Origin of the sequence: Nonomuraea roseola (assembly GCF_039535395.1) — a bacterium.
GTDB classification, from domain to species: domain Bacteria; phylum Actinomycetota; class Actinomycetes; order Streptosporangiales; family Streptosporangiaceae; genus Nonomuraea; species Nonomuraea roseola.
On record NZ_BAAAXC010000006.1, the window covers coordinates 400,598 to 412,903 of the forward strand.

General features: G+C 70.6%; 11 protein-coding genes. 5 read left to right on the forward strand and 6 right to left on the reverse strand.

Annotation, left to right across the window (positions count from 1 at the left end):
* Positions 1-112: 112 nt before the first annotated feature.
* From ABFX55_RS07565 to ABFX55_RS07590, 6 genes are all read right to left on the reverse strand, one after another.
* On the reverse strand, positions 113-1,126 hold the full coding sequence (locus ABFX55_RS07565; RefSeq protein ID WP_346118960.1) for a leucine-rich repeat domain-containing protein: 1,014 nt from the start codon (positions 1,124-1,126) through the stop codon (positions 113-115).
* Complete coding sequence (cutA, locus tag ABFX55_RS07570; protein ID WP_346118962.1) at positions 1,123-3,477, reverse strand: aerobic carbon-monoxide dehydrogenase large subunit; 2,355 nt, start codon at positions 3,475-3,477, stop codon at positions 1,123-1,125. The genes ABFX55_RS07565 and cutA overlap by 4 nt, the downstream gene beginning before the upstream one ends.
* On the reverse strand, positions 3,474-3,956 hold the full coding sequence (locus ABFX55_RS07575) for a (2Fe-2S)-binding protein (RefSeq protein ID WP_183646152.1): 483 nt from the start codon (positions 3,954-3,956) through the stop codon (positions 3,474-3,476). The genes cutA and ABFX55_RS07575 overlap by 4 nt, the downstream gene beginning before the upstream one ends.
* The gene (locus tag ABFX55_RS07580) at positions 3,946-4,809 is read right to left on the reverse strand and encodes an FAD binding domain-containing protein (RefSeq protein WP_346118964.1); all 864 of its coding nucleotides are present in this window, start codon (positions 4,807-4,809) and stop codon (positions 3,946-3,948) included. The genes ABFX55_RS07575 and ABFX55_RS07580 overlap by 11 nt, the downstream gene beginning before the upstream one ends.
* On the reverse strand, positions 4,806-6,158 hold the full coding sequence (locus ABFX55_RS07585; RefSeq protein ID WP_346118966.1) for a uracil-xanthine permease family protein: 1,353 nt from the start codon (positions 6,156-6,158) through the stop codon (positions 4,806-4,808). Before ABFX55_RS07585 ends, ABFX55_RS07580 begins: the two co-directional genes overlap by 4 nt.
* A gap of 192 nt (positions 6,159-6,350) precedes the next feature.
* Positions 6,351-7,193 (reverse strand): PaaX family transcriptional regulator, encoded by an 843-nt coding sequence (locus tag ABFX55_RS07590; protein ID WP_346118968.1) that lies wholly within the window; start codon positions 7,191-7,193, stop codon positions 6,351-6,353.
* A gap of 76 nt (positions 7,194-7,269) precedes the next feature.
* Here ABFX55_RS07590 and ABFX55_RS07595 point away from each other — a divergent pair, with 76 nt between their 5' ends.
* From ABFX55_RS07595 to ABFX55_RS07615, 5 genes are read left to right on the forward strand one after another with little or no spacing between them, the layout of a single operon-like run.
* On the forward strand, positions 7,270-8,142 hold the full coding sequence (locus tag ABFX55_RS07595; protein WP_346118970.1) for an SDR family oxidoreductase: 873 nt from the start codon (positions 7,270-7,272) through the stop codon (positions 8,140-8,142).
* Positions 8,139-9,002, forward strand: coding sequence for an amidohydrolase family protein (locus ABFX55_RS07600; RefSeq protein WP_346118972.1), 864 nt, complete (start codon positions 8,139-8,141; stop codon positions 9,000-9,002). Before ABFX55_RS07595 ends, ABFX55_RS07600 begins: the two co-directional genes overlap by 4 nt.
* On the forward strand, positions 8,999-9,457 hold the full coding sequence (locus ABFX55_RS07605) for a MaoC family dehydratase (RefSeq protein WP_346118974.1): 459 nt from the start codon (positions 8,999-9,001) through the stop codon (positions 9,455-9,457). The genes ABFX55_RS07600 and ABFX55_RS07605 overlap by 4 nt, the downstream gene beginning before the upstream one ends.
* Positions 9,458-9,470: 13 nt before the next feature.
* A complete protein-coding gene (locus ABFX55_RS07610) occupies positions 9,471-10,781 on the forward strand; it encodes an MFS transporter (protein WP_346118976.1) in 1,311 nt (436 codons plus the stop codon).
* A 17-nt stretch (positions 10,782-10,798) separates the two neighbouring features.
* The gene (locus ABFX55_RS07615; RefSeq protein WP_346118978.1) at positions 10,799-12,271 is read left to right on the forward strand and encodes an acyl-CoA synthetase; all 1,473 of its coding nucleotides are present in this window, start codon (positions 10,799-10,801) and stop codon (positions 12,269-12,271) included.
* The last annotated feature ends 35 nt before the right edge of the window (positions 12,272-12,306 follow it).

Consider the following 12,306-nt stretch of genomic DNA (forward strand, 5'->3'; position numbering starts at 1 on the left):
GGAGGTACGCGCGCCCACCCGGCGCAGTTCAATCAGCACGATTCGATCGGCGACGTTCGATCAGCAGGCTTTGACCGGCGGGGTTCGATCGGCGGGGTTCGATCGGCGGGGTTCAGCGCAGGACGACGCAGCCCCTGGCCTCGAGGGCGCGCAGCTCGGGCGGGTCGCCGTCGAGCTTGTTCCAGCGCAGGTCCAGCTTCTCCAGCGCGGTCATCCCCAGCAGTGCTGCCGGGAGCTCCCTGAGCCGGTTGTTGCGCAGGTCGAGGTGGACCAGCCTGGTCAGCCCTCCGATCGTCTCCGGCAGCCGCGACAGGTCGTTGTCGCGGAGGTCGAGCACGCGCAGCGAGGGGGGAAGCGCGGGCAGCGAGGTCAGGTGGTTGCCCTGCAGGTGCAGCTCGCGCAGCTCGGCCAGGCGCCCGACGGAGGGCGGCAGGCCGGTGAGCGCGTTGTTGTACAGGCGCAGCTCCTTCAGCGCGGCCATGTCGCCGATGGACGAGGGCAGCTCGGTGAGCCTGTTGTCGGTCAGGTTGAGGTAGGCGAGCCTGCGCAGGCCTCCGATGGAGGCGGGCACGCGGGTGAAGCCGTTGTCGCTGAGGTAGAGATAGCCGGTCAGGTCGAGCTCCCCGATCTCCGAGGGGATCTCCTTGATCGCGTTGTGCCCGAGGTCGAGCATCCGCAGCCCGCTCAGCCCGCCGATGGCTCCGGGCACGTGGGTGAGCCGGTTCTCCGCCAGGTTGAGCGACTGGAGGCCGGTCAGCCGCCACACCTGGTCGGGGACCTCCTCCAGGCCGTTGCCTCCGGCAGCCAGGTGCCGCAGCGGGCCCAGGCGCGCGGGCAGGCGCTCCAGCGCGTTGCCGTACACGAACAGGCTCTCCAGGGACGGCGGGAGCGGGGGCAGCGAGGTGAGCCTGTTGCCGTCGGCGTGCAGTTCCCGCAGCGAAGGGGGCAGCGGCGGCAGTGAGGTGAGCAGGTTGCCGTCGAGCCGCAGCTCCTCCAGCGCGGACAGCTCGCCCACCCGCGCGGGCAGCTCCGTGAGCCGGTTCCACGCCATGTCGATCAGGCGGACGTCATCGGGCACGGCGGGCATGGTGGTCAGGCCCGCTCCCTGGGCGCGCAGCTCGGTCATCCACCGGATCTTAGATGGAACAGCTCCGAGGGCGAGATCGGCATCCTGTCGATCGGCAGCCCTTCGGCGTCCTCGACGGCGCCGGCGATCACCGCGGCCACCGGGATCACCCCGGCCTCCCCCGCTCCCTTGATACCGAGCGGGTTCAGCGGGGAGGGCGTCTCCAGGTGGTCGGTCTCGATGCGCGGGATCTCCGTGGCGTAGGGCATGAGGAAGTCCATGAACGAGGCGTTCAGCAGCTGCCCGTGGGAGTCGTAGGCCATCCGCTCGTACAGCGCGCCGCCCACGCCCTGTGCCACGCCGCCGTGGATCTGCCCCTCGACGATCATGGGGTTGATCAGCCTGCCGCAGTCGTGGACGACCGCGTAACGCAGGATGCGGATCTCGGCGGTGTCGGGATCGGTCTCGACGATCGCCGCGTGCATGCCCGCCGCGAAGGTGGAGCGCAGGGGCGAGTAGTAGTCGCGCCCCTCGAGACCGGGCTCGTCCCCCTCCGCGACGGGCGGTCTGTCAAAGGAGGCGCCTCCGGCGAACTGCCCCGCGCGGGCGGTCTCGGCGTCGAAGGAGTAGCGCAGCGGGTTCGACAGCACCGCGACCGTGGACAGCGGGATCGAGGCGCCGGGCGCCCCGGCGACGTGCACGAGACCGTCGCTGATCTCCAGGTCGGCGGGGTCGGCCTCCAGCGCCTCCGCGGCGATCCTCAGCGCCTTTGCCCGCACCTTCCTGCAGGCCAGGGCGATGGCGTTGCCGCTGACGACGGCCGCCCTCGAGGCGAACGTGCCCACGGCGTAGCCGAACCTGCGGGTGTCGCCCGTGACGACGGAGATCCGCTCGATCGGCACGCCCAGCTCGGTGGCCGCGATCTGCGCGAACACCGTCTCGTGGCCCTGGCCCTGCGAGGTGAGGCCCGTGGACACGTGCACCCGCCCGTCTGAGGTGACCTGCACGTGTCCGCCCTCGTACGGCCCCACCCCTGTGCCCTCGACGTAGCAGCCGATGCCGATGCCGAGACCCTTTCTCGGCACGAAGGAGTCCCAGCCGATCAGCTCCTTCAGCTTGGCCAGCATCGCAGGGTAGTCGCCGCTGTCGTAGATGAGAGGACGGCCGTCCTGGAAGATCATGCCCTGGTCGTAGGGGAACTCCGACGGCTGGATGAAGTTGGCCGCTCTCACCTCGGTGCGGTCCTTGCCGAGATGGGCCGCGATCTTGTCCATCGTCCTTTCCATGCAGAAGACGGCCTGCGGGCGCCCCGCCCCCCTGTACGGCGTGACCTGCACGGTGTTGGTGTAGATCGAGGAGAACTCGACCCGGTAGGAGCCGATCTTGTAGGGGCCGAGCAGCTGCGTCGAGGTGATGATCGGCACGATGATCCCGTACGGCGTGTACGCGCCGTGGTCGTGCAGGATCGTCACCTCGAGGCCGAGCACGTGACCGTCGTCGTCGAAGCCGACCCGCACGAACTGCACCTGGCCCCGCTCGTGGGCCGAGGAGATGAAGTGCTCGCGCCGGTCCTCCGTCCACTTCAGCTCGCGGTTGAGCAGCATGGCCGCCCAGGGCACCAGGATCTCCTCCGGCCACGGGTGCACGATCTTGACCCCGAACCCGCCGCCGACGTCGGGCGCGATCACCTCGACGTGCGGCAGGGGCAGGCCGAGCTTGGCGGCGATCGCCATCCTGACACTGGTGGAGGTCTGGGTGGAGGAGTGGACGCGCAGGTCGGTGCCGTCCCAGCGGGCGTGCACGCCGCGCCCCTCCAGCGGCGAGCTCGCGCTGCGCTCGATGTCGAGCCTGAAGGCGAGCGTGTGCGGCGCGCTCTCGATGACCTCGCGGGCGCTCTGCCCCGACCTGGAGGGGACCTCCTGCACCAGGCGCGCGCCCACGTTGCCCGGCACGTCCTCGTGCACCAGCGCCGCGCTGTGCACCGCCTCCTCGACGCCGACGACCGGCTTGAGCAGCTCGTAGTCGACGCGGATCAGCGCGCAGGCGTCCTCGGCGAGGTAGCGGTCCTCGGCGACCACCATGACGACGGGCTCGCCGACGTGCCTGACGACCTCCCTGGCCAGCGGGTAGGCGGTGCGGCCGTGGGTGAGCGCGGGGTGCGGGATGAGCAGCGGCAGCGGCTCGGCCACGAGGCCAGGCAGGTCCTCCCAGGTGTAGACGGCGACCAGGCCCTCCACGTCGAGGGCGGCCGAGACGTCGATGTCGAGGATGCGGGCGTGCGCGTGAGGGGAGCGGACGAACGCGACGGCCAGCGCGTCGGGGCCCAGGTCGTCGAGGAAGCGGCCCTGCCCTGTGAGCAGGCGAGGGTCCTCCTTGCGCTGGACGCGCTCGCCGAACAGCCGCGTCGTCATCGCCCCTCCTCCTCGGCCATCAGCTCGGCGGCCCTGTGGACCGACTTGACGATGTTCTGGTAGCCGGTGCACCTGCACAGGTTGCCGGAGATCCCCTCGAGGACCTCCTCGTCGGTCGGCGTCGGGTTCTGTCTCAGCAGCGCCGTCGCTGTGCACAGGAAGCCCGGTGTGCAGAAGCCGCACTGCAGCCCGTGGCACTCGGCGAAGGCCCGCTGCACCGGCGACATGCCCTCAGGCCCGGCCAGGCCCTCCACCGTGGTGATCTGCCTGCCGTCCACGGTCACCGCGAACGTCAGGCAGGAGCGCACCGGCTCGCCGTCGAGCAGCACGGTGCAACACCCGCAGACGCCGTGCTCGCAGCCCACGTGCGTGCCGGTCAGGCCGAGGTCGTGGCGCAGGCAGTCCGACAGCAGCCGCCTGGCCGGCACGCCGACCCTGCGCACGATGCCGTTGACCACCAGCGTGATGTCATACCGCATGTCTCGCCGCCTCCGTCAGTGCCCGCACGGCCAGCACCCCTACCAGGTGCCTGCGGTACTCGGCCGTCGCGTGGATGTCGGCCTCCGGTTCCGTCCGATCCTGTACGGCCCGCGCCACCGCCGCCCAGTCGACGGTCGAGGCGGGGCGCCGCTCGCACCACTCGCTCACGTCGGCCGTCAGAGGGACGGGCCCGACCCCGACGCACACCACCCTCGCCTCGCTCACCCGCAGATCGTCGTCCACCGTGACCACGGCGGCCACTCCTGCCAGCGCGTAGTCGCCGTGCCTCCTGGCCACCTCGACGAACGAGCTGCCCGTCCGCTCGGGCAGCCGGGGGAAGTGGGCGGAGACGGCGAGCTCCCCCGGTTCGAGCGCCGACTCCAGCGGCCCGGTGAAGAACTCGCCCGCGGGCACGTCGCGGACGCCGCCCGCGCGGGCCAGCCGTACCGACCCTCGCAGCAGCGCCAGCACGGCCGGCAGCTCGGCGGCGGGGTCGGCGTGCACCAGGCTGCCGACGACGGTGCCGCGGTTGCGGATCACCGGGTGCGCCACCAGCTTGAGCGCCTGGCGCAGCAGCGGCTGGACCGCGGCGATCCCGTCCGAGCGCTCCACCTGCGAGTGCCTGGCCAGCGCGCCGATCCGCACGCCGTCGGGCGTGACCTCGAAGGGTTCGAGCGAGGCGATCCTGTTGATGTCGACCAGCCGCTCGGGGGCGGCCAGGCGCATGTTGAGCAGCGGGATCAGGCTCTGACCCCCGGCCAGCACCTTGCCGTGCTCCCCCGCCTCGGCGAGCACGTCGAGGGCCTCGCCGAGGTCGCGGGGGGCGTAGTAGTCGAACGGAGCGGGTTTCAACCGGTGCGCTCCCTCACATGCGTTCGTCCCGCGATCGCGCGCAGCAGGTGGTAGCCGGCCACCACCACGACGGTGCCGAGCGCGATGCCGTCCAGGATGAAGTCACTGCTGATCACGTGCTTGACCGGTCCGATCGCCAGGATGATGCCCGCGCCGATCGGGACCATGTTGACGGGGTCGGAGAAGTCCACCCTGTTCTCGATCCAGATCTTCGCGCCGAGTAGACCGATCATCCCGTAGAGGATGACCGTGACGCCGCCCAACACACCGCCGGGCGTGGCGGCCACGAGCGCGCCGAACTTCGGGCACAGGCCGAACAGGATGGCGATGATCCCCGCGATGTAGTACGCGGCCGTCGAGTAGACGCGGGTGGCGGCCATGACGCCGATGTTCTCGGCGTAGGTGGTGGTGGGCGAGCCGCCGACCGCACTGGTGATCATGGTGCCGATGCCGTCGGCGGCGACCGCGCGGCCCATGTACGGGTCGACGTCGGTGCGTGTCATCTCGCCGACCGCCTTGACGTGGCCGATGTTCTCGGCGATCAGCGCGATCACCGCGGGCAGCACCAGCAGCACGGCCGAGGTCCTGAAGTCGGGCAGGTGCATGGGGGGCAGCCCGATCCACGGCGCGTCGGCCACCGCGCCGAGGTTGACCCTCGGGTGGGTGTCGATCTTGCTGGTGGCGGCGTTGAAGGCGGTGATGTTCCCGAAGGCCCTGTCCGCCACCCAGGAGAGCACGAACCCCGACACCAGCCCGATGAGGATGCCGATCCGGCCGGTGAAGCCCTTGAACGCCACGACCACCACGAAGGTGATCACCATCGTGACCAGCGCCATCCACTGGTCCTGGGGCCAGTAGACGTCGGCGACCACGAAGGCGAGGCCGAACCCGATCAGCATGACCACCGCGCCGGTCACCACCGGTGGGAAGATCTTGTGGATGATCTGCACGCCCAGCACGTGGATCGCCAGGCCCGCCAGCGCGAGCACGAGTCCCGCGACCAGGATCGCCCCTGTGACGATCGCGTCCACGCCCGCCGTGTCACCCCCGAACACCGCCCTGACCGCCAGCACCCCGCCGACGAACGAGGCGCTGGTGCCGAGGTAGCTGGGCACCTTCCCCTTGACGATCAGCAGGAAGAGGATGGTCGCGATGCCGGACATCATGATCGCGGTGTTCGGGTCGAGACCCATGACCAGCGGGAACACGAACGTCGCGCCGAACATCGCGATCACGTGCTGCGCGCCGAACCCCACCATGCGGGGCCAGGTCAGCCGCTCGTCGGGCCTGACGACCTCTCCGGGGGCCAGATGCTTGCCGTCTCCGTGTTTCGTCCAACCCAAAACCATGAGACCGCCTCCGCTCTGTCGCTTCGGTGGCTTCCCCGCAGGCCATTGCGGGCACAGTATGCTGGCTCGCGCGGCCGTTCACCGGCATGATCTGCCAGATTTCGCCACCTGGTACGGCGCTTCTTTCTCCCATCCTGACCACCCGCCCCTCGCGGGGAGACACCCGCCCCCGTCCCATCACGCGCGGGCGCGTCATTCGCCGCCGTACGACGGCCTTCCTTCGCCGCTCCGAACGGGCAGCTCGTCGAGCACGCTGTCGGCCAGCTTCCTGGCGCGCGGCTCGTACAGGCGCGCCAGCGTGTGGAAGACGTGCTCGGCCCGGATGGCGGGCCAGTCGTCCGGCAGGTGCTCGGCGGGCAGGTGCGGATCCTGCCTGACGAGCTGCAGCCAGTCGTTGTGCAGGAGCAGCTGCCTGGCGAGGTCGTCGGGCGCGGCGGGCAGCGGGTCGCCGGCGTCCCAGCGGTCGAGGAAGGCGCGGTAGCGTCCGGCGACCTGCTCGGTGTCGAAGGCCTTCCTGACGAGGTCGGCCGCCTCCGTCGGCTTGAACGCCCTGGCCGTCAGCACGGTGACGTGGTCGCCGAGCTCGAGTGGCGCGAGGACGCCCGCGACGTCCTTGGTGCCCGGCGCGATCCACAGGCCGCTCTGCAGCAGGCCGAACCCTGCCCAGACGAGCTGGGAGCGAAGGTCGTGCCGCGTGCTGCGCCTGCTGTCGGGCAGCGAGAATCCCACCACGGTCCAGGTGCCGTCCCAGCCGTTGTTCACCGCGCCGGTCTCCCAGATCCGCCTGCGCCCGTCCTCGAGCACCTCGGCGGCGTGCTCGGTGAGCCCGAAGTACACCTTCCGGCCTTGGCGGTGCCGCTCCAGCAGACCCCGCTTGACCATACGGGTGAGCGTCGAGCGCACCGCCTCCTCCGACAGGCCGAGCCTGGCGAAGACGTCGATGACGCTGCCCGAGTACAGGGCGGTGTCGCGGCCCAGCACGTAGATGCCGAGGAGGGTGAACATCAGCGACTGCGGGCGTACGGGTCCTTCCATGGCAAGAGCGTAGACGGATCAGCTGATGTTGGGCAAACCATTGACGGGCGTCGAAAAATCGCCTTACTTTCGAGAGGTGAATCTCTCCGGGAAAGTAGCCGTCGTCACGGGCGCAGGTCGTGGTCTCGGCCGCGCCTACGCCGAAGCGCTCGCCGCCGCCGGCGCGGCCGTGGTCGTCAACGACGTGGACGCCGAGACCGCCGCCGAGGTCGCCCGAGCCATCACCGGCGACGGCGGCAGGGCCGCCGTCGCCGCCGGTCCCGTCGGCGGCTCCGAGATGGCCGAGCGGCTGGTCACCACCGCGGTCAAGGAGTTCGGCCGGCTCGACGTGATGGTCGCCAACGCGGGCATCCTGCGCGACAGGGTCCTGTGGAAGATGTCCGACGAGGACTTCGACGCGGTGATCGACGTCCACCTGCGCGGCACGTTCACCTGCGCCCGCGCGGCGGCCGTGCGCATGCGCGAGCAGGGCGACGGCGGCCGCCTGATCCTGGTCTCCTCGCCGGCCGGCCAGCGGGGCAACTTCGGCCAGACCAACTACGCCGCCGCGAAGGCGGGCATCGTCGCGATGGCGCGCACCTGGGCCATGGAGCTGGCCAGGGCGAAGGTCACCGTGAACGCCGTCGTGCCGGTGGCGGCCACCGAGATGACCAGGACGATCCCCGCCTTCGCCGAGCTGGCGGAGCCCTACCCCGACTCCCTCCGCAAGGACGAGGGCTTCGGCACCGTGCACGACGTCGCGCCGCTCGTCGTCTTCCTGGCCTCCGACGCCTCCGCGGGGGTGACGGGCCAGGCCATCGGCATCGGCGGCGACCGGCTCGCGCTGTGGTCGCACCCGAGGGAGAAGGCCGTGGCCCTCGCCGACGGCGGGTGGAGCGCCGACGCCATAGCCGCCTCCTGGGCCGATGGCGTCGGCGCCGACCCCGAGACCTACGGCGGCCCCCGATGAACGTCGCCGAGCTCGTCGCGATCGACGTCCACACGCACGCCGAGGTGTCCAGGGACGGCCACGGCTCGCTCAGCCCCGAGCTGTTCGGCGCGTCGAAGGAGTACTTCAAGGGGCACGCGCGGCCGACCGTCCCCGAGATGGCCGCCTACTACCGCGAGCGCAGGATGGCCGCGGTCGTCTTCACCGTGGACGCCGAGCACGCCACCGGCCACCCCCGCATCGCCAACGAGGAGGTGGCCGAGAGCTGCGCCGAGCACCCCGACGCGCTCATCCCCTTCGCCAGCGTGGACCCGTGGAAGGGCAGGGCGGGCGTCCGCGAGGCGCGCAGGCTCGTCGAGGAGTACGGCGTGCGCGGCTTCAAGTTCCACCCCGCGCTCCAGGACTTCGCGCCCAACGACCCGATGGCCTACCCCCTGTACGAGGTCATCGAGGAGCTGGGTGCGATCGCGCTGTTCCACACCGGACAGACCGGCATCGGCGCGGGAGTGCCTGGAGGCGGCGGGATCCGGCTGAAGCACGCCGACCCGATGCTGGTCGACGACGTCGCCGTCGACTTCCCCGAGCTGCGGATCATCCTGGCCCACCCGTCGTTCCCCTGGCAGGACGAGGCGCTCGCGGTGGCCACCCACAAGCCGTACGTCTACATCGACCTGTCCGGATGGTCGCCGAAGTACTTCCCTCCTCAGCTCGTGCGGTACGCGAACACGCTGCTGAAGGAGAAGGTGCTCTTCGGCTCCGACTACCCGGTGATCACCCCCGACCGCTGGCTCGCCGACTTCGACAAGCTCGAGATCAAACCGGAGGTACGACCCATGATTCTCAAGGACAACGCCGCACACCTGCTCGGACTCAAGCCGTGACCGTCACGGTGAGCGGGTTCGAGGAGATCAGGGCGCTCGAGGGAAGGGACCTCGGCCGCAGCGGCTGGCTCGAGATCGCCCAGGACAGGGTGAACACCTTCGCCGACGCCACCGGCGACCACCAGTGGATCCACGTCGACGAGGAGAGGGCGAAGGGCGGGCCGTTCGGGGGCACGATCGCCCATGGCTACCTGACGCTGTCCCTGATCATCCCGCTGTTCAACGAACTGCTCGACGTCCAGGGCGTGGCGATGGGCGTCAACTACGGGCTGGAGAAGGTCCGCTTCCCCAGTCCTGTGCGGGTGGGCTCCAAGATCCGCCTCGCGGGCACGGTCGCCTCCGTCAGCGAGGTGGCGGACGACTGCGTGCAGATGCTGCTCGACTTCGCCGTCGAGATCGACGGCTCCGCCAAGCCCGCCTGCGTGGCCAGGGCGATCTATCGCTACTACACGTGAGGACACCCCTCTCATGCCGAACCCGCCCGCCTTAACCTCGAGTCCCGTCCAGCTCCGCCGCGCGGTCGCGTCGAGCTTCCTCGGCAGCGTCATCGAGTACTACGACTTCCTGCTGTACGCCACGGCCTCCGCGGTGGTGTTCAGCAAGGTGTTCTTCTCCAACCTCAGCCCGCTCACCGCGACGCTGGCCAGCTTCGGGACCTTCGCCACCGGCTACCTCGCCAGGCCGCTCGGAGGCGTCGTCTTCGGCCACTTCGGCGACCGGCTCGGACGCAAGCAGATGCTGGTCCTGACCATGATCCTCATGGGCGCGGCCAGCTTCCTCATCGGACTGCTCCCGACGTACGCCCAGATCGGCGCCCTGGCGCCGGTCGCGCTCGTCGTGCTGCGGATCCTCCAGGGCATCGCGGTCGGCGGCGAGTGGGGCGGGGCGGTGCTCATGTCCGCCGAGCACGCCACCAGGCGCAGGGGCCTGTGGGCCAGCTTCACCAACGCGGGAGCACCGTTCGGCATGGTGCTCTCGACCGCGGCGCTGGGCGGCACCGCGGCCGTCGTGGGCGACGAGGCGTTCCTGGCATGGGGCTGGCGCGTCCCCTTCCTCATCAGCGTCGTGTTGCTCGCCGTCGGCCTGTTCGTCCGCCTGCGGGTGGAGGAGACCCCGGTGTTCAACGCCGCCAGGGAGCAGGCCGTGCGCACCCCGCTGGGCGACGTCCTGCGCAACCACCCCAGGACGCTCCTGCTCGCGGTGGGCGTCGGCCTGTCCGCCTTCGTCGCCCAGGGGACGCTGACCACCTTTCTCATCGCGTACGGCGTGCAGGCCGGTTACGCGCGCCAGGACATCCTGAACGGCCTGACCCTGTCGTCCGCGCTGGCCGTCCTCGGCATCGTCGGCTGGTCCGCGCTGTCGGACCGGGTCGGGCGGCGCCCCATCGTGCTCACCGGAGCGGTGATCATGGCCGGGTTCGCCTTCGCGCTGTTCCCCCTGACGAACACGGGCAGTGTGGGCCTGCTCGTCCTCGCGCTCGTGCTCGGCCAGTCGGTGATCCATCCGATGATGTACGGCCCGCTCGCCGCGCTGTACGCCGAACTCTTCAGCACCCGCAGCCGTTACACCGGCGCCTCGCTCGGCTACCAGATCGCCGGCCTCGGCGCCGGCCTCGCCCCCCTGCTCTTCGCCCAGATCCAGGCCGCCACGGGTGGCGGAGGGACGGTCGTGATCTCCTCGATCATCGCCGGATTCTGCCTGCTGACGGTGCTCTGCGCCCTGGCGCTCAAGGAGACCAGCCGCGAGGATCTGGCCTCGGGCCCGGCTCCCTCTTCCTGACCGGAGGTCGCTCAACCATGAGGAACGCAGGAGTGGGCGGGTGGCCGGCCCGGCGGGCCAGGATGACGCCGGGCCGTACCGCCTTCGTGTTCGGGGACCGGCGCGTCACCTACGCCGAGGTCCACGAACGGACCGCCAGGCTGGCCTCGCGGCTGCGCGAGGCAGGGGTGAGAGCAGGGGACCGGGTCGCCTACCTCGGCCCCAACCACCCCGCCTTCGCCGAGACGATGTTCGCCACGCACCTGCTGGGTGGCATCTTCGTCCCGCTGAACTTCAGGCTCGCGCCTCCCGAGATCGCCTACATGCTGGACCACTCGGGCGCGAGCGTCCTGGTCCACGCGCCGGAGTGCGCGCCGCCCGCCGCCTCGGCACCGCTCACGCTCTCGCTCGAGGAGCTGGAGCCCTGGCTGTCGGAGGGCGAGGCCACGCCGCTCGACGTGCCGGTGACGCTCGACGACGTCGCCCTCATCCTCTACACCTCGGGCACGACGGGCCGCCCCAAGGGGGCGATGCTCACCCACGCCAACCTCGTGTGGAACACCTTCAACGTCATGGTCGGCGTCGATGTGACAGGCGACGAGGTGACACTGATCAGCGCGCCGCTCTTCCACGTCGCGGCGCTGAACCAGACGCTGCTGCCGACCTTCGTCAAGGGCGGCTGCTCGGTGATCATGCCCTCGTGGGACGTGGAGGACTGCTACGACCTCATCGAGAAGCACGGCATCACCTGGATGTTCGGCGTCACCACGATGTTCGCCGCCTTCGCCCGCTCCCCCCGGTGGGCCGGCGCCGACCTGTCCTCGCTGCGCAACCTCATGGGCGGAGGGGCGGCGATCCCCGCCCCGCTGATCCACACCTACCAGGAGCGGGGCCTGGTGTTCTGCCAGGGGTACGGGCTCACCGAGACCGCGCCGGGGGCCACCTTCCTCGAGGCGAGCCAGAGCGCCAGGAAGGTCGGCTCGGCGGGCGTCCCCGTCTTCTTCGCCAACGTGCGGGTGGCCGGTCCCGACCTCGCCGACGCCGCGGTCGGCGAGGTGCTCGTCCAGGGGCCCAACGTCACGCCCGGCTACTGGCGCGACCCTGAGGCGACGGCGGCGGCCTTCTCCGAGGGCGGCTGGTTCCGTTCGGGCGACATCGCCAGAATCGACGAGGAGGGGCACCTCTACATCGTCGACAGGGTCAAGGACATGTACATCTCCGGCGGCGAGAACGTCTATCCGGCCGAGGTCGAGGCCGTGATGTTCGAGCATCCGGCGGTGGCCGAGGTCGCCGTGGTCGGGGTGCGGGACGCGACCTGGGGCGAGGTCGGCCGCGCGTTCGTCGTCCGCCGCCAGGGCGCGGACGTCACAGAGGACGAGCTGCGCGGCTTTCTCCTGCGGCGGCTGGCCAAGTACAAGATCCCGCGCTATTTCGAGATGGTGGACGACCTGCCGAGAACAGGCTCCGGCAAGATCCACAAACCCGCGCTCCGCGACCGCCCGACGCCCTGACGGTCTCCACCAGCCGAACGAACGCCCGCCGTTCC